Genomic DNA, 19,935 nt, shown 5'->3' on the forward strand with positions numbered 1-19,935 from the left:
TCCGCGCTCTTTTCATTTCTCACACTTTCAATTACACAACGTATTTTTCTTCCGCTAGGATTTTTGCGGCAATCTCGCGTTTTTTAACAATCACGTTAATCGGTAAATGACGTGTCAGCTTGCGAAGCGCAGACAGCATCATGCGCAGTGTGTCTCCTTGCTCCACTGCAATAAGTGTCTCTTTTGCATGCGCTTCAATTTCCTGAAATGCCTCCTGACAAAATACTTGCGTATACAAGAGCTTTTGTTTGTTCTTTTCAAGACCAGTTTTTTGAATCGCCTTTTCTGTACGAAGCAGGACGGATTCCATCGCATACACATTGCTTACGATATCAGCAATATTTGCAAGCACCTCTTGCTCCTGGTCAAGCGATTTTCCGTACTTTTGCACCGCCAAGCCTGCTGCCAGCATCCCAATTTTTTTTGCGTTTCGCACGAGATACTGTTCCTGTGCAAGCGGCTCATCGCCCGGCTCCTCCGGCAAAAGCATCATTAATTCCTCTTGAATAAGCTGTGCCTTTTGGAATAACGGCAGTTCCCCCTTCATCGCTTTACGAAGCAGTGTGCCCGGTACAAGCAGCCGGTTAATTTCATTCGTTCCTTCAAAAATACGGTTAATACGCGAATCACGATACATTCTTTCAATCTCATATTCTGCCATAAATCCATAGCCGCCGTGAATTTGCACACCCTCATCTACAACATAATCCAATACCTCTGAGCAGAAAAATTTATTTAAAGAGCATTCTATTGCATATTCTGCAACAGAATCTGCAACCGCTTTCCCGTTCTTTATTTCTTCATCCGTTAGCTGACTTGCACGCGCCTCAAACAAACCAACCGTACGGTACACTGAGCTTTCTGCTGCATAAATTTTCGCGGCCATGTTCGCAAGCTTTTCCTGAATAAGCGGAAAACGGGCAATTGGCTGTTTAAATTGTTGGCGCTGATTCGCATATTGAGCAGAAATCTCCAGACCTCGTTTAGAAGAACCGACAACGCCGACACCAAGCTTATAACGACCAATATTTAAAATATTAAATGCGATAATATGTCCCCTTCCGATTTCACCGAGCACATTTTCCTTTGGCACAAGCGCATCCTGCAAAATTAATGTACGAGTGGAGGAGCTTTTAATTCCCATCTTCTTTTCCTCTGGTCCCGTCGATACACCAGGAAATCCACGTTCAATGATAAATGCCGTAAAATGCTCTCCATCAACCTTCGCATAGACAATAAACACATCAGCAAACGCAGAGTTGGTAATCCATTGCTTCTCCCCATTTAACACATAATGAGTACCATTTGCATGTAACTTGGCAACAGTTCTCGCACCAAGCGCATCAGAACCTGAGCCCGGTTCCGTCAATGCATAAGCCGCAAGCTTTTCACCCATAGCTAGAGACGGAAGATATTTCTGCTTTTGCTCCTCGCTTCCGAATAACACAATAGGAAGTGAGCCAATCCCTACATGCGCCCCATGTGAAATCCCGAATCCGCCCGCACGCGCAAATTTTTCCGCAATTAACGCGGAGCTGATTTTATCAAGTCCTATCCCGCCGTACTCCTCCGGTACATCCGCCCCGAGCAGCCCAATCTCCCCCGCTTGCTTTAAGAGCTTAACAGAACGCTCAAACTCATGATCCTCTAAGTACTCCAATTCTGGCAGCACTTCATTCACGATAAAGTCTTCTGTCGTTTTTGCAATTAATTTATGCTCATCCGTGTAATCCTCCGGTGTAAACACTTGATCAGCTATAATTGCATCAAGCAGAAAACTTCCTCCTTTGACTGCACTCCCGACTGTATTTTTCGCCATTCCGCTTCCTCCCAGTCTATCAAACTAATTCAAATACGCCTGCAGCTCCCATACCCCCGCCGATGCACATCGTAACAACACCAAACTGTTCACCGCGCCGCTTCATTTCATGAATTAATGATAATGTGAGTTTCGTACCTGTACAGCCAAGCGGATGTCCTAATGCAATAGCTCCGCCATTTACATTTACTTTCTCTTCATCTAGGCCAAGCTCACGAATAACCCCAATGGCTTGCGAGGCAAATGCTTCATTTAACTCAAACAAACCAATATCTGAGAGTTGTAAGCCCGCCTGCTTCAACGCTTTTGGGATAGCCTCAACTGGACCAATACCCATTATCTCTGGAGGGACACCCGCCACGGCGAAGGAGCGAAACTTTGCAATGGGCTGTAATCCTTCTACTTCTGCTTTTTCACGATCCATTAAAAGTACAGCCGCTGCACCGTCACTCATTTGTGAAGCGTTACCTGCTGTGACAGAGCCTCGCACATGGAATGCCGGCTTTAACGTACTGAGCACTCCGGTCGTCGTTTCCGCACGCACCCCTTCATCTTGAGAAAACATGAAGCTTTTTTCATGCATTTGATTGTTGTCACCAACAGAACGCACTGTGACCTGAACCGGAATGATTTCATCACCAAACTTGCCGTCCTGCAGCGCCTTAGCTGCACGCTGATGACTGCGAACCGCAAATGCATCCTGGTCCACTCGGCTGATTCCGTACTTTTTAGCGACCTGCTCTGCTGTATGCCCCATACCCATATAATATTCGGGAGCTGCTTCCACTAGACGAATGTTCGGGCGAACGACATGACCCATCATAGGAACGAGACTCATCGATTCTGCGCCGCCTGCAAGCACCGCACTCGCCTGACCAAGCATAATTCGCTCTGCCCCAAAAGCGATAGACTGCAAACCTGAAGAACAGTAGCGATTAATTGTGATAGCCGGAACCGTATGGGGAAGTCCTGCCAACGCCCCAATATTGCGTGCCATATTCATGCCCTGCTCCGCTTCAGGCATCGCACAGCCGAAAATGACATCATCGATTTCACCTTCGTAATTTCCTGCGCGCTTCAGCGTTTCCTTCACAACTAACGCTCCTAAATCATCCGGACGCACATTCGCGAGCGACCCTTTCTTCGCTTTTCCAACAGGTGTTCTCGCTCCTGCAACAATTACAGCTTCTCTCAATGCTTTCCCCTCCTTAATTACGCAGTGGCTTTCCTTTTATGAGCATATGCTGCATTCTTTCCTGCGATTTCATTTCTTTTATAAGACTGATGAATGCTTCACGTTCTAAGTCCAGCAAGTATTGTTCATCGACTTCTGTTCCATATGGCACCCTGCCCCCTGCAATGACGTACGCCAACTGTTTCGCGATAACCAAATCATATTCAGAAATATAACCGGATAAGTGCATCGCCTGCGCTCCTAATAGCAGCGTTCCGTAGCCCGTTTCCCCGACAACCGGCACCTTCTTACGTACAGGTGCCTTATAACCAGCTTCATATAAGGCAAGAACTCTTTGTTTTGCATCATATAGCAAATGATCGCCATTTACACTCACAGCATCTTTAGCGCCAAGGAAGTTCCCCTTGAATGCTTCCTGTGCAGAGGTAGATACCTTCGCAAGCGCAACTGTTTCAAACACCTTGTTTGCTATCTTCTGTAAATCAACCTCAACACCTTGAGGAAGTTGGTTAATATGCTTCATATACAATTCCTTACTGCCGCCTCCGCCTGGAATTAAACCGACACCAACCTCAACAAGTCCGATATATGTTTCGCTTGATGCCTGAATACTTGCAGCAGGCAGACACACCTCAGCACCACCTCCAAGTGTCATGCCATAAGGTGCTGCAACTACTGGCTTTGGGCTATATTTAATTTTCATCATAGCAGCCTGAAATTGCTTCACGACCCAATCGATTTCAAAATAATTATCATCCTGCGCCTCCATTAACATCATCGCCAGATTCGCGCCAACACAGAAGTTCTTCGATTGATTCCCAATGACAAGCCCCTTATAATTGCGGGAGGCTTCATCAACCGCGAAATGAATCATCTGAATAATATCCATACCGATGGCGTTATTGGGCGAATGAAATTCGAGACAAAGCACGCCATCCCCTATATCTATTAAGCTCCCGCCGCTGTTTTTCTTCAGTACGCGGCCCTGTTCCTTTATCTGCCGCAGGCTAATCGCCTTCTTATTTTGCTCCAATAGCCTGTATGCGCCATCTTCATAATAATATACAAAGCCATTGTCACGTTTATAAAAGGTTTCAAAGCCGTTCTCCAGCATCTCCTGCACCCACACTGGAATGGTTAAACCCTTCTCACTCATCTTCTCAACGGATTGACGGACACCGATTGCGTCCCATGTTTCAAACGGACCCATTTCCCAGCCAAAGCCCCATTTCATTGCCTGGTCGATCGCAACGATATTATCAGCAATTTCCTTATTCAACTTTGCCGCATAAAGCAAAGTTGGAGTCAAAATACTCCATAACAGCGTCCCGGCACGGTCATCCCCATAAACAAGTGTCTTTAGTTTGTTAGCTAGCCCCTTTTCTTGTTTACTTGCTTCTATAGAAGGTGCTCGCAGCTTTTTGCATGCTTCATATTGGAGCGTATCTGGGTTCAGCTCTAAAATCTCTTTTCCTTTCTTAATAAAGAAGCCTTTGCCGGTCTTGCTTCCAAGCCATTTATGTTCAATCATTACCTGAAGAAATGTTGGAATCTTGAATATGTTCTTTTCTTCTTCCTCAACATTTTCATAGACGTTATTGGCAACATGAGCGAACGTATCAAGCCCTACAACATCAAGCGTACGAAAGGTCGCACTTTTCGGACGACCAATAAGCGGTCCTGTTACAGAATCCACTTCACTAAATGTGTATCCATGTCGCAGCGCCTCCTGCAGCGTTACAAGCAAACCGTACGTACCAATACGATTTGCGATAAAGTTTGGGGTATCTCGTGCCTCTACTACACCTTTTCCGAGCACATCTTCGCCAAACTCCTTCATAAAGGAGCGAACCTCAGGGGAGGTAGTCTTGGTCGGGATAATCTCCAGCAGCTTTAAATAACGCGGAGGATTAAAAAAATGTGTGCCCAAAAAGTGCTTGCGGAAATCCTCAGACCGTCCCTCTGCCATTTGTTCTACAGAGATACCCGATGTATTGGAACTCACAATGCTTCCTTTTTTACGCACACAATCTACTCGTTCAAATACTTGCTTTTTTATGGCTAAATTCTCAACAACTACCTCAATAATCCAATCCGCATCCTCTAGCAGCCTCATATCATCTTCCAGATTGCCGACCGTAATGAGCGTGGCATTTTCCTTTGCAGTGAGGGGAGCGGGCTTTTGTTTAAACAGCTTTTGTACAGCGCTGCTGCTAAAGCGGTTGCGAACCTGCTTACTTTCGAGCGTTAAGCCCATTGATTCCTCTTCTGATGTAAGCGTTTTCGGAACAATATCCAATAACACTGTTGGAATGCCAACGTTAACCAAATGCGCAGCTATCCCCGCCCCCATTACACCTGAGCCAATCACAGCTGCCTTTTGAATTTGAAACATTCTCCTCTCCTCCTCATCCCTTGAATGAATACCCATTCAGTTTTTTCGCAAAATTTTTTAGCCGTGATGAATGAGTTTCCTATCTACAAATATATATTATTTTCAAAATTTTGGCAATATTTTTACCGCGTTTTCCACATAATCCTGCTCTCCTACTGTCTACATAGCCTATAAAGAAAACTCGCCAACTGGCGAGCCCTGCCCTTGGGCGAAGACAGAGGCATAGTTGCACTTACACTTTGTTCCTAAAATTTCCTACTACGTCAAATTTGCTCCTATCTGGAAATTTATGCATTCCTAAAGTGTAGACTTATGGACACACTATATATTGCAAACGGAGGTGGTATTAATGACAAAAATGCAAGGAAACCCTTCCAAGGGCGGCGTGAGCGCAGCAAGTGTGAGAGGCAATGCTGGTCCTGACAATAACGGGAAGGAAAAAGGGAAACACAGCACTAACCAACAATACGGCAAACAAAATATGGGCGCGAAATAAGATTTTAGGATACAAATAAAGGTAGGAAGCATGGCATAATGAAAGGTAGGCCGTCTCCTGCCTTTTTGCTTTTCATTCTATTTGTAAGAGGGATATTTGATGAAAAAAAAAGTTATTATCACCAGCTCAATTGTAGCTATTGCATGTTTACTATTTTTTGCATTTCAACCCAAGCCTGAAACAAAGGTTCATGCAAACCAGCCGAATATTTATGCTAAATCAGGAATTGCGATTGATGCAACCACAGGCAAAATTTTGTACGGAAAAAACGAACATACTACTGCACAGCCCGGAAGCCTTGTAAAGCTGATGACTGCGCTTCTTCTGCTAGAACGAATGCAGCCGGAGGATGAAGTAACGATTACACAGCATGCCCTAGATACAGAAGAGGGTACAAAAAAAATAAAGCTGCAGGCAGGGGAAAAGCTAAAGCGTGATGAAGCATTGCGTCTCATGCTTGTAATTAGTGTTGATCCTGTTGCGGAATCCGTTGCTGAACAACTGGCTGGCTCTAAGGAGAAATTCACAGCTCTTATGAATAGACGGGCAAAGGAGCTTGGCAGTAAGAACCCATCCTTTAAAAATGCAAGTGGAATAGATGCATGGGGACAGCATTTGTCACCATATGATTTGGCGTTGATTGCCAAAGAGCTTCTTAAGCATCCTGAAGCAGTAAAAGCAATGCAGACAGTCACAACACCTATCCAGACCTCTTTGCAAGACACAACAATTACAAACAACGGTCGAAAGGATTTATTTCATGATCCCTATGCCATTGCCAGCAAAAGCGGACGTACTAATATTGGCGGCTATACGCTGGCTGCCGTTTATGAAAAAGACGGGAAAAGGGTTATTAGCATTGTATTGACCGACGACGAAGAGCATCTATACAAGGATGCCGCCATCATGGCGCATTACTCTTTATAAACCTTCGCCTATGTCTATTGCATTACTTTTGTGCAAATCCATTAAAGAAAACTCGCCGATTGGCGAGTCCTGCCCTTGGGCAAAGACAGAGACGTAGCCCTACTTATACTTTGTTCCTAAAATTTCTCGCTACGTCGAATGGTCTCCTACATGGAAATTTACACCTTTTTATGGCACAAAAAAAGCAGGATACACTCCTGCTTCTATTTCTTAAGAATCCCTTTTAACACAAATATGACATTCGCGGGCCGTTCCGCAAGACGCCTCATAAAATATCCATACCAATCCATTCCATATGGTACATACACACGCATCTTATAGCCCTCTAGCGCAAGCTCAAGCTGCCGCTCTGGACGAATACCATACAGCATTTGGAATTCAAATTGGTTAAGAGAAATCCCCTTCTCCTGCACAAGCTGCTTCGTGTACTCAATGATCGCATCATCATGCGTAGCAACAGCCGTATAATGTCCGTTTAACAGATGCTGTTTAATGATCTTGCGAAAATTATCATCCACATCCTTTTTATCAGGAAATGCTACAGTTGCCGCTTCTTTATAGGCTCCTTTTACTAACCGTAAATTCGGCTCATAGCTATCGAGCTCCTCTATATCCTTTTGAGAGCGATACAAATAAGCTTGAATCACCGTTCCTACATTATCATATTCTTCTCGCAGCCTTTTTAATATATCGATAGTTTTTTGGCACCGGGAGAAGTCCTCCATATCAATTGTCACAAATACCCCATTTTCCTTGGCGACGCTTAAAATGCGGCGCATATGATTCATTACCAGCTCATCTGATATATCTAATCCCATTGATGTCAGTTTCAAGGAAAGCTGAGAGTCTAATCCTTCACGCCCAATCCTCCGAATAGCCTCTAGAGACTGATTCACCATTTCATTAGCTTCGCGCTCAGTCTTTACAAATTCCCCTAAATAATCAATAGTTACAGCAAGTCCTTTTTGATTTAGCTCCTTGATAATGGCTGCAGCCTGCTCGATCGTTTCGCCAGCAACAAACCGGGATGCACCGAAGCGCAAACCATACCGCTTTGCCAGCTTTGTAAGTGTTCGATTTTTCGATAAAAATAAAAAGGAATCTCGCAGCAATCGCTCCATATCCTCCGCTCCTAAAGTAAGCTATTTTCTCTTACTTCATTTATATTGTTCTCTCAAAATGATTAGACATTAATATAGCGTATATGAAAGAAAATAATAGGAGGATAAAATTATACATTTAAATTATGCGGAAAGACCAACTGCCTCAATACCTCATCCCCTCTATTTCTTTTCCCGATGTGACTCATTCAATTGCTTAATCTCTGCAATAAGCTTCATCATCTCCTGCTTCGCATCTGGATATGTATCATTCCAATGCTTAGCAAGTGCCGGCATTGTTTTTGCAATATATGAATACAACGCCCACATTTGCACTTTTTTCTTTAATGCTTCATCATTTTGTCCAAGCAGCAATTCCGTATACTTCTCAAGCAATCCATCAAACTGCTCTTCAAATTCCTTTTTCATCTCTTTTGCCCCTTCCTTACAAGTTGCTCTTATTATAAGAAACCTTTCCTGCTGTTACAAATAATTACAGACGGAGCCTTTTTATTAAGAAGGCTGATCCATTACGGATCATTTAGGAAATAATCTTTTTCTTCAAGCTGTAAATCGTGATTTATCAAATACGAATAGGGATGAATCTGTTATAAAGATTCACCCCTAAAGAAAGCTCGCCGATTGGCGAGCCCTGCCTTTGGGCGAAAACAGAGGCGTAGTTGCACTTATTCACTACGTCGAATTGTCCTCTAGCTAGAAATTTATACTTTCTTAAAGTGTAAAGATATCCTATCCAACAGCACATTCTTAGCTAAATTAGAAATATGATTTACTAATATAAGGCTGCCTTTTACAGCTTTGACTGCACAGATTGCAGTTTTTTCTCCATTGAACTCTCTTTATCACGACGATCATCGATACGGATGTTTGTCGCTACACGACCAATCCCCTTCGTGAAGGGCACCTCATGCATTTGCTGAATCACATCAAACAATACAGGTAATTCCCCTTCAATAATTGTATTCATCGGTGTAAGTCTGTATTTGACACGATCCTTATTTTTCTCCAATACCTTCTGAATATCCGCTACATACTCACTCACGCTCGTTGTCGGTGTTCCAATCGGAATAATCGTAATATCAACTATTGCCATACTATGAAGCCTCCTATGTATTTTGACAAATTTTCTCTCTGCTATTGTACAACATACAACATTTGAGTGCACTTTTGCTATACCCAAACGCGTTATATCATATTACCTGCAAAAAAAGCCCCACTAGTCATACTTGTCTGTAAACCTTCATAAACTCTTTAACATTCCCTTATACTCTCTTAACGATCTTATCCTACAATTAGATTGCATGATCTGTAAGGTCAAAAATGCATCAGCATTGTAGCCCTTTCCATTCACAGCACCTGGTCTTGAAGTAAAGGAGCCCTGCCCGTGGACGAAAACAGAGGTGTAGTTGCACTTATACTTTACTCCTAAAATTTCTCACTACGTCGAATGGTCTTCCCGGTAGCAATTTATACTTTTTTAAGGTGCAAAAAATTAGGATGTTTTTTTCAGGAGGAAATCTTGTGAAAACTCAACCGAAAATTTTGTTGGTAACAGCAAGCTTTGGGAATGGACACAATCAAGTCTCACATGCCTTGCAGCATACGTTTAAGGAATTTGGCGTCCATAGCGTTAAAATCTACGACTTATATGCAGATGCCTATCCATACTGGAATGAAATTGCAAAGTTTTTATATCAACGCTCCTTTACAATTGGAGCTCCGCTTTATAAGCTGTTTTTTTATGGAACAGATAAAATGTACAGAACAAAGGCTGCTTATTTCTACTGCAGACTCGGAAAGAAGCGGCTAGAAACAGTGGTAGAAGAAGAAAAACCCGACATTATCATCACTACATTCCCTGTTGGAACAGTTCCAGAATGGAGACGGAAAACAAAGCAGCCATTTCAGCTATACACAGTCGTAACTGATTATTGCCTCCATCGGACATGGATACACGAAGAAATTGATCGCTATTACGTTGCCACGGAGGAAGTGAAACAAAAAATTATCCAAAATGGTATTTCTCCCAGAAATATATATGTAAGCGGCATTCCTATTCGAAAAGCATTTGAATCAGGTCCAAATGCAAGGCAGCTTCAAAACAAATATGGGCTGCACACAGATCGAAAAACACTCCTTTTTATGGCTGGAGCGTACGGGGTCGTGAAAAACTTAAAAGCTATCACTACTAATATATTAGAACAAAGTGATGTGCAAATCATCGTTGTCTGCGGACAAAATAAACAGCTGTACAATCAATTAAGCAAGCTGAAGCTTATCTACACAAAGCGTCTTCATATTTTTGGATATGTAGACGATGTACATGAATTGTATGCTATTGCTGATGCCATGATTACAAAGCCGGGCGGTATCACGCTTTCGGAAGCAACCGCCAAACAGCTCCCGACCATTTTATATCGGCCTGTCCCCGGGCAAGAGAAGGAAAATTCTTTGTTCTTCTCAAGACTTGGTGCTGCAGTTGTTGTTAGCAATAAAGAAGCGATTGTGAAAGAGGTACTGCATTTATTGAATCATACGAGCAAGCTTGATGAAATGAGCCAGGCACTTGCAAGAATTCATCAAAAAGAAAGTGCTCCGCAAATTGTGCAGGATATTTTATACTCATTCTCTAATCGAAAAACGTCTCAGCAATTCGCATAATCTCCAACTACCAACAGAACGTAATTGTTTATAGAAAGCTCTTCTTTTTCATCAAAATGTCATACTTCTATCTTAAAATACGTCTAGTAAATGATTTGTATTATAGTTGATAGGAGACATTGAGATGAAGAAAAAGTGGTATACCTTGATGATTTCGTACTTATTATGCACCTCTATAATCGCAGGCTGCTCAAAGGATACGGCAGCTACAGGTGGAAATGGTGGACAGCAAGCAGCCGCAGCGCAAGGAGCATTTGAACGTCCTGATTTATCCGGAGAGATTACAGAAGTAAATGGAAATGAAGTGACATTAAAAATTATCGAGCAACCACAAAGGAACAACGGGAATGGCCGCAACCCGCAAGGTAACAATCAAGAAAAGCAAGGGGATCAGGATAACAACCAAGGTAACCCAGGCGGAACTGGCGGTATGAGGCCAGAGATTAGCTATACGGGAGAGGTCAAAACTATTACTATTCCGGCAGATGCTTCTCTTGTAGCAATGACAAGAGGGGCCAATGGTATGAGTGAAACTGCTGTTAATATGAGCGAATTAACTGCAGGTGTTAGATTATCCATTTACTACAAAGAGGACGGAAAAACAATCAGCAAGGTTAGCGTGCAAAAACAAATGGCTGAAGGCGGGAATACTAGCAATTAAGATGATGAATGCCTTCTTAACGTATAACAGGAGCCCACAATAGCGGCTCCTGTTATACTTTGAATGTATGCACAGTACATGGCTCCCCATCAATGAGCCGATGTTCTTCTCTATAAAAGATGCCATGCCTTGCATAAAAGCTTCGCCAAAATTGTAACGCTCTCTCATTTGCTTGTAGCTGTGGCACACAGAAATATCCGCTCCTCTGCTGCAAAAGCTCGTAAACTGCATCCGAAGCAAGCCCACGCCCTCGAAACGCACGAAGAATGAACACATCATTAATACAGTAATCTGTTCCCGATGCAGTAAACGGGCGTTCCGCCAGCAAAAGAAAGCCTACGCACTCTCCTTCATATTGGATAAAATAAGGCTGCAGCTCCTCCCGTTCTATTACCTTATCAAACCCCTCAAATTCATATAGCCCGTCTGTATTTAGAGAAAGAGAATAGCTAAATTCTGATAAATCGTATAAATATAAGGAATATAAATTCCGTAGCTTTTTTATATGTTTTACTGCTTCTAATGTTACACGCAAAACACTCACACCTTTTCCTATCATCCATTATTTCGTCCCATAAATGGTTCTATAAAATTCAAATTCCGCAAAAGTTTGCAAAATCCTTTTTTCTAGCCAGCAAGAATCTACACAAACAAATAGGAAGCTGCTTTAAAAAAGCGGCTTCCTATTTCACTTCCGATACTGTCTCATTTTTTCCTCAGCAAAAGCCCGTGCATCCATTTCAATCCATTTTTTCTCGTACACCTGGCTATCATGGTAAAATAAAGGTCTTGTTTGCTCGTTCTCATACTGCATATCATGCCGGAGCTCATGAAGCAGCGTTTCAAGTACCTGTTCATAGCTCTCCCAGGCACAAATAAACACCAGCTGCTTCTCACGGTGATAAAAACCGTTTATTGGATACAAAAACTCCTCTTCTTCCTCCCCAAAATAAGCAAGAATCTGGTTCACATCGCATGTGTCGCAAAAAAACACAGGAGTTGTACGCATTCCAACGAGAGCAAACACATCCAGCTTCAGCTGCCTAATATCCCACGGAAAATCTTCATCCAGCACATACCAACTCCCAGATTGCTGATATACCTTGTGAGACAGAAATTCCATTGCAGCTCCTCCTTCTTTTCATGCGCGTCTTATCTTCGTTATTCCACCTTTTACACACGGATAAACGCTCCTAAAAGAAACGATGCAAACTATTACAATTTCCTTTTTTTGTTAAAAACTACTTTACCATAGATTACTTGGTCACGTGAACATTTAGAACTGAAATATTTCATATATGTGCAGTTTACACTGTGTGAAACAACCAATACAGGATTACATCTTGAAATAAAGAAAAGCGGACAAGGTCCGCCTTTTACGGCTGCGTAGGGGTGGGCCGGAGTAAAAGGCGCTTTTTGCCTTTTGCGGAGGTTCAGCCTGGAGTCTGCCATTTTGGGCCTTGGGAGCTAGACATCCCCCCGAAAAGTTCTACTTTCTTATCTTGAAAAAAACTCGCCGATTGGCGAGCTATTAGGCGTATTTGCACTTATACTGTATTCCTAAAATGTCAAAAAACCGTATGTACAAAGCTCTTTACTTCTTCTAAATACTCTCGTCTTTTTTCATCATCTACAGATGGTACACTTGTAAAGAAAATATGATCAATGCTTTCAATACCAGTGAATGCATAGATTCCTTCATCAGTTGTTTTCTTCATCGCATCAAACATATGGCTTGCCGTGTATACCTCTCTTGGATTTCCTTGTGTTGTAAAAAACACCCCCCTCTTCCCCTTAAGAAGCTGCTCTGGACCATTTTCGCCATATGCGTATGCAAATCCAGATGTCAGCACCCGGTCAAAGTATCCCTTTAGCATCGCCGGAAGTCCTGTCCACCATACCGGATAAATAGTTATAATCACATCAGCCCAGCTAATATGCTCTTGTTCCTCGTGAATATCCGGAGGAACTGTTCCTTGCGCAAGCATTTCAAAATCATATGAGGATAAAACCGGATTAAAGCCTATTTTATATAAATCACGAACACGCACATCATGTCCTCTTTCCAAAAGCTCTCCTTGCAGCGTCTCTAAAATGGCATGATTAAAGCTTTTTGGATTCGGATGTGCATATACAATTAAGTGTTTCATTATGTTTACCTCCTTATTCTTGCTTCAACATTCATCTTAGCCGAATACGCCTATCTGTATTCTCTTGAAATGATGAATCTTTTTTGGCTTAATAAAGGTTTCCTTCATTTACATTTAAAAGCTAACTGCCAAACGAATGATACACAAGCCCCCTTCTAATCAGGAAATAGGATTCCCTATAAAAAAAGCCCCTTCCCGTTCCAAAACTGAAACGAAAAGAGACTTTTCAAGATTTTCCGCCTAAGCAGAAGTTTTTCTATAGATTTTAGAAGTCCTTTGCAACCTCTTTTGCTCTTGCAATAGCTTCTTCTTTAATTTGTTGTGCTCGATCACTATGCTGATTATGTCCTTCAACAAATAAGCCATCAAAGGAAGGAATGCCAAAGAACTGCATAATAACTCCGATATAGCGGTGACCCATTTCCATTGCAGCTGCTGGCCCTTCTGAGTATACACCGCCGCGCGCTTGAATGTGCAGCGCTTTTTTATCTGTTAATAACCCGACTGGTCCTTGCTCTGTATACTTAAATGTTTTTCCAGCTACGCAAACAGAGTCAAGATATGCCTTCATAACTGGCGGGAATGAGAAGTTCCACATTGGTGTTACAAATACATATTTATCTGCTTCCACAAACTGATTGGATAATTCATTCAAGCGGCCCACTTTAGCTTGCTCGCTTGCTGATAATTGATCAAATGCAGAACCGGATTGCAGTTTTCCCCATCCGCTAAATACGTCAGCATCAATATGCGGGATATTCTCATTGTATAAATCAAGATGCGTAACTTGATCTTCTGGATGTGCCTCCTTGTACGCTTCAATAAACGCTTTACCAACTGCCATGCTATAAGATACTGTTTCGTTATGCGGATGTGCTGTAATATAAAGAATTTTTGCCATCTGAACCACCTTCTCTTTCTTATAAATAGAAGAACAATCACTTGTAGTTTGTTCGTTTTACACTTTTTATCATGAGGGATTTTATGCCATCTTCTCCAGCTTATTTAGGGGAATTGTAAGCATAAATAACTTAGCGTACCGTACTGATAACTGCGATGAATCACACTCGCTTCTCCTTCTGTACCACTGCCCAAAGCAATAAAAAACGGTACAAAATGCTCAGGGCGCGGAACCGCTGCCTGTGCGTAGGGAGCTTGCTTATCATAATCAAATAAAGCCTCGCTGTCCTTCTCCTCAAGCTTCTCGATTAACCAATCATCAAATGCAACGGCCCAAGACTCTGGTGTCGTTTGTCCCCATTTAATAATCCGAAGATTATGAACTGTTACACCGCTTCCGATTACCAAAATGTCCTCTTGGCCAAGGCCGCGCAGCGCTTTTCCAATGCGATACTGTTCGCTCGCAGGAAGATACGGATTGACTGACACCTGCACAACAGGAATATCGGCCTCCGGATACATACGATACAACAGCGTCCATGAACCGTGATCTAATCCTCTTTTCATATCCCTTTGCACCGCAATCCCTTGCTTTGTTAATCGCTCAGCTACAAGGTCTGCAATCGCTGCGGAACCTTTAGCGGGATAACGAATCGTATACAATTCAGGCGGAAAGCCGCCGAAATCATAAATAGTCTCGTACGTATCATTAGAGGAAGAAATCGTCAATGTCTCACTTTCCCAATGCGCTGTAAAAATGACAATCGCTTTTGGACGAAGCTGGCCTGCTAATGTCTCTAAAAACCGCGTATACTCGCTATCCTCAATAGCCAGCATCGGTGAGCCATGCGCCAAAAATAAAGAAGGAACCATGCTGATACCTCCATCAAACTATTTAAAGTTAATTACTTTACGTAAGTAAGTATATACAAGTAATAAACATACGTCAAGTAATATAAAACCTTTTTTTTAGAAACTTACTATATTAACCTCTTACAGTCCTATCAATAGCGTTAGCTAGCCGCCTCTCCATGCTTTCTGCAAATGCCTTTAATTCATTATCATCTAGCGTACTAATGAACGCTGTTGGTTTTGGCATCCCGATATGCACCTGCTCACGCTCCGTATAGATAGCAATTTTACAAGGCAGAAAATAACCGGCCATCATATTTTCACTTAAAATACGATGCGTCTCCTCAAGATTACATACCTCGAGCACCTGAAGCGTCTCAGTAAACGTAAATCCCTTTTCCTGCAGCTTGTCCTGCACATCAAAGCGCCATAGTATGCCAAAGCCATCGTTCTGCAAAGCGTTCTCCAAACGATGAACTGTCTCATCCGTTCCATACGGAGAAATAACTGTATAATGAAATTGCATATGAATCGCTCCCTTCAACTTAGTTTTCTCTAGGGAACAAATAATTTATGAATGGTAAAGAAAACTTGCCGATTGGCGATCCGTTAGGTGCAGACAGAGGCGTCGTTACACTTATACTTTATTCTTAAAGTTTCCCGATGTGTCAAATTGTCCTCCAGCTAGAAATTTATACTCTTAAAATAAAAAAGGTACATACCCTGTAGGCATGTACCTTTTTTGAGCTAGCTCGATTACTCAGCTAAGCCTTCTTTTTTCAATGTTTCTTGTAGAGCAGTGATTGCAGCAGCTTCATCAGAACCTTCTGCTGTGATTGCAATATCAGCGCCTTGTGGAATACCTAAAGCCATTACACCCATGATGGATTTCAAGTTAACAGTCTTACCATTATAGTGAAGTTCCACATTGGACTCAAATTTGCTTGCGCTTTGTACAAGAACTGTCGCAGGACGCGCGTGAATACCAGAATCACTTGTTACTTTTACTTTTAATTCAGCCATGTTAATAATCTCCTTTATGCTAGATAATAAATTGAAAACAAACCCATTATCTCATAAGCTCTCTCATATTGGCAACATTGGAAGGGAAATTCACGAATAAAGTGTTAAGGGAGTTCTAAGAATAATTGCCCTTACACACCTGCAGCTAGCTGATTTTTTCGCTTTCTTCTAAATACCAGCTTTTCCAAGTAATACACAATAACAATAAATACAGACATAATACTAAAGTATGTGGTAAGCACACCTAGGACACTCGCACTCGCACCGTGCTCGCCGCCTCTCATGCCGCCTTCCATACCCATACGGCCTTCACCTTCAGGGCGTGTTGGTCTGTCTCCATTTTGCGGGAATCCTGATTGCACGGAAGCGGTTGATTCACTACCCTCAGTCTGCGCCCCAGCTAATGCCGAGCTTTCAGCCTGTTCACTTCCTTGCATCATCATCGGTTTTCCTTCACCGCGCATCGGCATTTGCTGCATAGAACCTCCGCCAAATACAAAGCTTACACCACTGAGCTTAGAAGCAAAACCTGTTGCATACATTTCATAGCCTCCAAATGCAAGCATAAGGATTGCAGCCGCCTTCGCAATGATCCCAAGCGGAAGCTTTGTTGACTTCACTTTAAAAATATTTTTCCATACCTGTATCACCCATTGCCAATGAAGACCAACGTGAACAGCTACTAAAATAAGCGTCAAGAAGGAAACTGAAATGTGAGTCACCTTAAACCACATTTCATTTCCAATGTTGATATTTGGAAACACAACTCTTGAAATAATAATTCCGCTAACCATATTGAATGTCATTGTAATCAATAACAACAGATTTAGCAAATAACCAAAACGTGTTTTCCCCGGCAGCTTACGGTCAAATATCTTGAGTGTCACCTTCTTCACCCACTGTGCATTAAGCAATACATGCGTAAGAAAAATAGCTGCAATTGCTAAGCCGGCAATCTCATGAAAGGTCATTCCTCCCAATACTTGCTTGTTAAACAGCAACACAAAGACAACTGCCATCACAATGTCTATGGCGAATTTCACATATGTTACTTTCTTCATCTTTCCCATCTCCCTGCCTTCTACTCCATAATGTCTAAAGAAGCTGCTCTGTTGCTCCATTACATTCTCATATAGTGATTTTAAATACTTGTCTCACAACTTCAAGAAGATTATAGAAGGAAACGGTGAAAGTTTAATGAAAGGAGGCACTTTTTACGGACGGGAAAGATTGTACACCGGAAACAGGCATATGACAAAGAAAACTCGCCGATTAGCGAAGACAGAGGCGTCGTTGCACTTATACTTTGTTCCTAAAATTTCTAACCGCATCGAATAGTCTCCCAGCTAGAAATTTATACTTTCTTGAAGTGTAAAAACAAAAAGAGAATGAGACGGTCAGAAATTCCTCTCCGCCTCATTCTCTTTCTGTTGATTGATGACAGTCAACGTATGTTTCTTCCTTTTATACACGTAGAAAACAAGTACTGTCAGGAGAATAATTCCTCCGAGCACATATTTATTAAGATTCACCGACAAGATTCCAAATGGAATGAGTGATAGCACAAAAAAATATACAAAATTCCCAATGATCGTCCCAAGTAGAAAGTGCGTAAATCGGATAGAGCTTAACCCAGCAATAATATTGACGAGGCTTGTTGGTACAAAAGGGAAAATTCTTCCTTGAATAACATACATAAACCCTGCCTGTTCTACTTTCGTAACTAATGCCGGATTTATTTTTTTCAGTACCCAGTCTTGGAAGCAGTAGCGAACGCTCATAAAAATGATAATTGCCGCTATAATACTCGTAAACCAACTCCAAAGAAACCCATTAAAAAAGCCAAACAAAGCCACATTAATAGTGATTAAACCAAGCAGCGGAATAATGGTAAATGCATTTTGAATAATCATAGCTAACAATAAAATACTAAGTGTATAAAGTAGATTTTCTTTTAAAAAAGATGGTACTGATTGAAAATCTCCAGTTCGTATAAAGTAGAACAACTCTGTATGGACCATAATGTACATACTAACAGCTATTACACTTATAAAGGAAACTGACTTTATCCATGGTTTGATTTTGCATCACCTTTTCACTTATATAGGATTGAAGTTTTACAAATATGAAGCATAGGTCCATGTTGTAATCATAACAGAGTTATATGTATAAGATATGATAAATGCTTCTATTCATGAACTGGATTCCAGCAATCAACCATGCTTATTCGCTGCCCATTTGAATAAAAAGGATAAATTTCTAGCCGGAAGCCCAATCGGCGTAGTGAGAAATTTTAAGAATAAAGTATAAGGGCAACTACGCCTCTGTCTTCGCCCAAGGGCAGGGCTCGCCAATCGGCGAGTTTTCTTTGCACTTTACAGATAAATTTCTAGCCAGAAGTCCAATCGACGTAGTGAGAAATTTTGGGAATAAAGTATAAGGGCAACTACGCCTCTGTCTTCGCCCAAGGGCAGGGCTCGCCAATCGGCGAGTTTTCTTTATATTCTCAACCCTTTAACCTTGGCTTTGTCGGATCACAACCCGGCTCCTGAAGTCCTGTTGCCTCTGCTAACTTTGTTAGGTAATAACATTCTTCTCTCATCATATGATCAGCCATCAACGGCGCAAAAGTGCCTAGCGCTTTTTTGCTTAGCCCTAACTCCTCAATTTCAGCTAAAAAATTCATAAAAAACTTCATTTCCAGTGAAGTATCTTGATTGAATTTTTCCAGTGCTGGAAACGAGGATAAATCTGTTCTTAAAAACCCAGTCAGTTCAACTGCCTTTAAATAGAACGCTTCAAAATCCTTTAGAAAATGATTACTTTTCTTTTTTATTTTCTTTTCAATTCTGTCCAAATTGTCAGAGATGGCTCCGGCATGACCGGCTGCATCTAAAAGCCATAACATATGATGATGAAGCTCATGAAAAATTGGCGGAACCTTTCCCTGTTTTAAGTAATCTAAAACTCGTAGATATTCCTCCAATTCATTCACCATATGACTTAGAAAGGTTGGACCTAGCCCTATTTCAATTTCCCCGATCAAATGCCGCTTTATTAAATGAAGTTTAAATTCTCTGAATGTATTGCTCTCCTCCAACGCCTTGTTGCTTAATGAAACTAAGCTCTCACCCTGAACATTTTCAAGAAGCTGATCGAATATTTGGATAAACTTATTCGCAGTATCGATTTCCTGCTGTTCTTTCGGAGCCAGTGAATCATGAATAAAGCGAGCATGATCCCCCAATATTTGCAGCCAAAAGCCATGTTCGAATTTCGCCGCTGTTTCAAAGTTTTCCATCTAGCGTTCTCCCCTTTCAACATGCTCATACAATCATATCCACGCACGTTGAAAATTATGATATGTACTAGGGTATTTGTGTTTACCTGACCATCATTTCTTTCTAAGATGTAAAAGCTTTCTTCTTTCTTATGGTACTAAAGAAAAGCGGACAAGGCCCGCCTTTTATGGCAGCATAGGGGTGGGCCGGAGTAAAAGGCGCTTTTTGCCTTTTGCGGAGGTTCAGCCCGAAGTCTACCATTTTGGGCCTTGGGAGCTAGACATCACCCCGAAAAGTTATACTTTCTTACAGTAAAAAAAAAGCATAAGCGTGCCGATACGGCAAGCTTATGCTTTTTAGCGCAAAATAAAAAATCCACCAAAGTATGTATTTGGTGGAGACGGTGGGAGTCGAACCCACGTCCAGAAATATCGGCACTTAAGCTTCTACGAGT

At 41.8% G+C, this 19,935-nt stretch carries 20 protein-coding genes and 1 other RNA gene; 4 read left to right on the plus strand and 17 right to left on the minus strand.

Annotated elements, in window-relative coordinates:
* Nucleotides 1-31: 31 nt before the first annotated feature.
* Genes EP737_RS17970 through EP737_RS17980 form a run of 3 tightly spaced genes read right to left on the minus strand, consistent with a single transcriptional unit; the run spans nucleotide 32 to nucleotide 5,409 of the window.
* Nucleotides 32-1,819 (minus strand): acyl-CoA dehydrogenase family protein, encoded by a 1,788-nt coding sequence (locus EP737_RS17970; protein WP_129729494.1) that lies wholly within the window; start codon nucleotides 1,817-1,819, stop codon nucleotides 32-34.
* Nucleotides 1,820-1,838: 19 nt separating this feature from the next.
* Nucleotides 1,839-3,014 carry an acetyl-CoA C-acetyltransferase gene (locus EP737_RS17975; protein WP_129729496.1) on the minus strand — a complete coding sequence of 392 codons (1,176 nt, stop codon included), beginning with the start codon at nucleotides 3,012-3,014 and terminating at the stop codon, nucleotides 1,839-1,841.
* Between the two features lie 13 nt (nucleotides 3,015-3,027).
* Nucleotides 3,028-5,409 (minus strand): 3-hydroxyacyl-CoA dehydrogenase/enoyl-CoA hydratase family protein, encoded by a 2,382-nt coding sequence (locus tag EP737_RS17980; RefSeq protein WP_129729497.1) that lies wholly within the window; start codon nucleotides 5,407-5,409, stop codon nucleotides 3,028-3,030.
* Between the two features lie 349 nt (nucleotides 5,410-5,758).
* On the opposite strand from EP737_RS17980, the gene EP737_RS17985 reads away from it, so the two are divergent.
* Complete coding sequence (locus EP737_RS17985; protein ID WP_129729499.1) at nucleotides 5,759-5,905, plus strand: YuzL family protein; 147 nt, start codon at nucleotides 5,759-5,761, stop codon at nucleotides 5,903-5,905.
* Nucleotides 5,906-6,004: 99 nt separating this feature from the next.
* Nucleotides 6,005-6,832, plus strand: a complete 828-nt coding sequence (locus EP737_RS17990; protein WP_246040300.1) for a D-alanyl-D-alanine carboxypeptidase family protein — start codon at nucleotides 6,005-6,007, stop codon at nucleotides 6,830-6,832.
* Between the two features lie 203 nt (nucleotides 6,833-7,035).
* Here EP737_RS17990 and EP737_RS17995 read toward each other — a convergent pair whose 3' ends face one another.
* From EP737_RS17995 to EP737_RS18005, 3 genes are all read right to left on the minus strand, one after another.
* The gene (locus EP737_RS17995) at nucleotides 7,036-7,953 is read right to left on the minus strand and encodes a proline dehydrogenase family protein (protein ID WP_129729503.1); all 918 of its coding nucleotides are present in this window, start codon (nucleotides 7,951-7,953) and stop codon (nucleotides 7,036-7,038) included.
* Between the two features lie 162 nt (nucleotides 7,954-8,115).
* Nucleotides 8,116-8,361 (minus strand): DUF2573 family protein, encoded by a 246-nt coding sequence (locus EP737_RS18000; RefSeq protein WP_129729505.1) that lies wholly within the window; start codon nucleotides 8,359-8,361, stop codon nucleotides 8,116-8,118.
* Nucleotides 8,362-8,743: 382 nt separating this feature from the next.
* The gene (locus EP737_RS18005; protein ID WP_129729507.1) at nucleotides 8,744-9,046 is read right to left on the minus strand and encodes an MTH1187 family thiamine-binding protein; all 303 of its coding nucleotides are present in this window, start codon (nucleotides 9,044-9,046) and stop codon (nucleotides 8,744-8,746) included.
* Between the two features lie 428 nt (nucleotides 9,047-9,474).
* Here EP737_RS18005 and EP737_RS18010 point away from each other — a divergent pair, with 428 nt between their 5' ends.
* Both EP737_RS18010 and EP737_RS18015 read left to right on the plus strand, forming a co-directional pair.
* Nucleotides 9,475-10,614, plus strand: a complete 1,140-nt coding sequence (locus EP737_RS18010) for an MGDG synthase family glycosyltransferase (RefSeq protein WP_165350849.1) — start codon at nucleotides 9,475-9,477, stop codon at nucleotides 10,612-10,614.
* 124 nt (nucleotides 10,615-10,738) lie between these two features.
* Nucleotides 10,739-11,275, plus strand: coding sequence for a hypothetical protein (locus tag EP737_RS18015; RefSeq protein ID WP_129729511.1), 537 nt, complete (start codon nucleotides 10,739-10,741; stop codon nucleotides 11,273-11,275).
* A 52-nt stretch (nucleotides 11,276-11,327) separates the two neighbouring features.
* On the opposite strand, the gene EP737_RS18020 is transcribed toward EP737_RS18015, so the two are convergent.
* The 11 genes from EP737_RS18020 to ssrA form a co-directional block, all read right to left on the minus strand.
* Nucleotides 11,328-11,834 carry a GNAT family N-acetyltransferase gene (locus EP737_RS18020; protein WP_129729513.1) on the minus strand — a complete coding sequence of 169 codons (507 nt, stop codon included), beginning with the start codon at nucleotides 11,832-11,834 and terminating at the stop codon, nucleotides 11,328-11,330.
* Nucleotides 11,835-11,963: 129 nt separating this feature from the next.
* Entirely contained in the window at nucleotides 11,964-12,398 is a 435-nt protein-coding gene (locus EP737_RS18025) for a DUF3920 family protein (protein ID WP_129729515.1), read from the minus strand.
* A gap of 445 nt (nucleotides 12,399-12,843) precedes the next feature.
* Nucleotides 12,844-13,425 (minus strand): NAD(P)H-dependent oxidoreductase, encoded by a 582-nt coding sequence (locus EP737_RS18030; RefSeq protein ID WP_129729517.1) that lies wholly within the window; start codon nucleotides 13,423-13,425, stop codon nucleotides 12,844-12,846.
* A 265-nt stretch (nucleotides 13,426-13,690) separates the two neighbouring features.
* A complete protein-coding gene (locus EP737_RS18035) occupies nucleotides 13,691-14,326 on the minus strand; it encodes an FMN-dependent NADH-azoreductase (protein WP_129729519.1) in 636 nt (211 codons plus the stop codon).
* A 104-nt stretch (nucleotides 14,327-14,430) separates the two neighbouring features.
* Nucleotides 14,431-15,198, minus strand: a complete 768-nt coding sequence (locus tag EP737_RS18040; protein WP_129729521.1) for a DODA-type extradiol aromatic ring-opening family dioxygenase — start codon at nucleotides 15,196-15,198, stop codon at nucleotides 14,431-14,433.
* A gap of 112 nt (nucleotides 15,199-15,310) precedes the next feature.
* The gene (locus tag EP737_RS18045) at nucleotides 15,311-15,703 is read right to left on the minus strand and encodes a DUF302 domain-containing protein (protein ID WP_129729523.1); all 393 of its coding nucleotides are present in this window, start codon (nucleotides 15,701-15,703) and stop codon (nucleotides 15,311-15,313) included.
* Nucleotides 15,704-15,933: 230 nt separating this feature from the next.
* On the minus strand, nucleotides 15,934-16,200 hold the full coding sequence (locus tag EP737_RS18050; protein ID WP_129729525.1) for a phosphocarrier protein HPr: 267 nt from the start codon (nucleotides 16,198-16,200) through the stop codon (nucleotides 15,934-15,936).
* A 131-nt stretch (nucleotides 16,201-16,331) separates the two neighbouring features.
* The gene (locus EP737_RS18055; RefSeq protein ID WP_129729527.1) at nucleotides 16,332-17,261 is read right to left on the minus strand and encodes a DUF4405 domain-containing protein; all 930 of its coding nucleotides are present in this window, start codon (nucleotides 17,259-17,261) and stop codon (nucleotides 16,332-16,334) included.
* Nucleotides 17,262-17,597: 336 nt separating this feature from the next.
* On the minus strand, nucleotides 17,598-18,230 hold the full coding sequence (locus EP737_RS18060; protein ID WP_129729529.1) for a TVP38/TMEM64 family protein: 633 nt from the start codon (nucleotides 18,228-18,230) through the stop codon (nucleotides 17,598-17,600).
* A gap of 476 nt (nucleotides 18,231-18,706) precedes the next feature.
* Nucleotides 18,707-19,501 (minus strand): DUF2935 domain-containing protein, encoded by a 795-nt coding sequence (locus EP737_RS18065; protein WP_129729531.1) that lies wholly within the window; start codon nucleotides 19,499-19,501, stop codon nucleotides 18,707-18,709.
* A 372-nt stretch (nucleotides 19,502-19,873) separates the two neighbouring features.
* Nucleotides 19,874-19,935: a transfer-messenger RNA gene (gene ssrA, locus EP737_RS18070) on the minus strand; the annotation flags it as partial.

It is taken from the genome of Ectobacillus funiculus (genome assembly GCF_004138295.1).
GTDB lineage: Bacteria > Bacillota > Bacilli > Bacillales > Bacillaceae_G > Ectobacillus > Ectobacillus funiculus.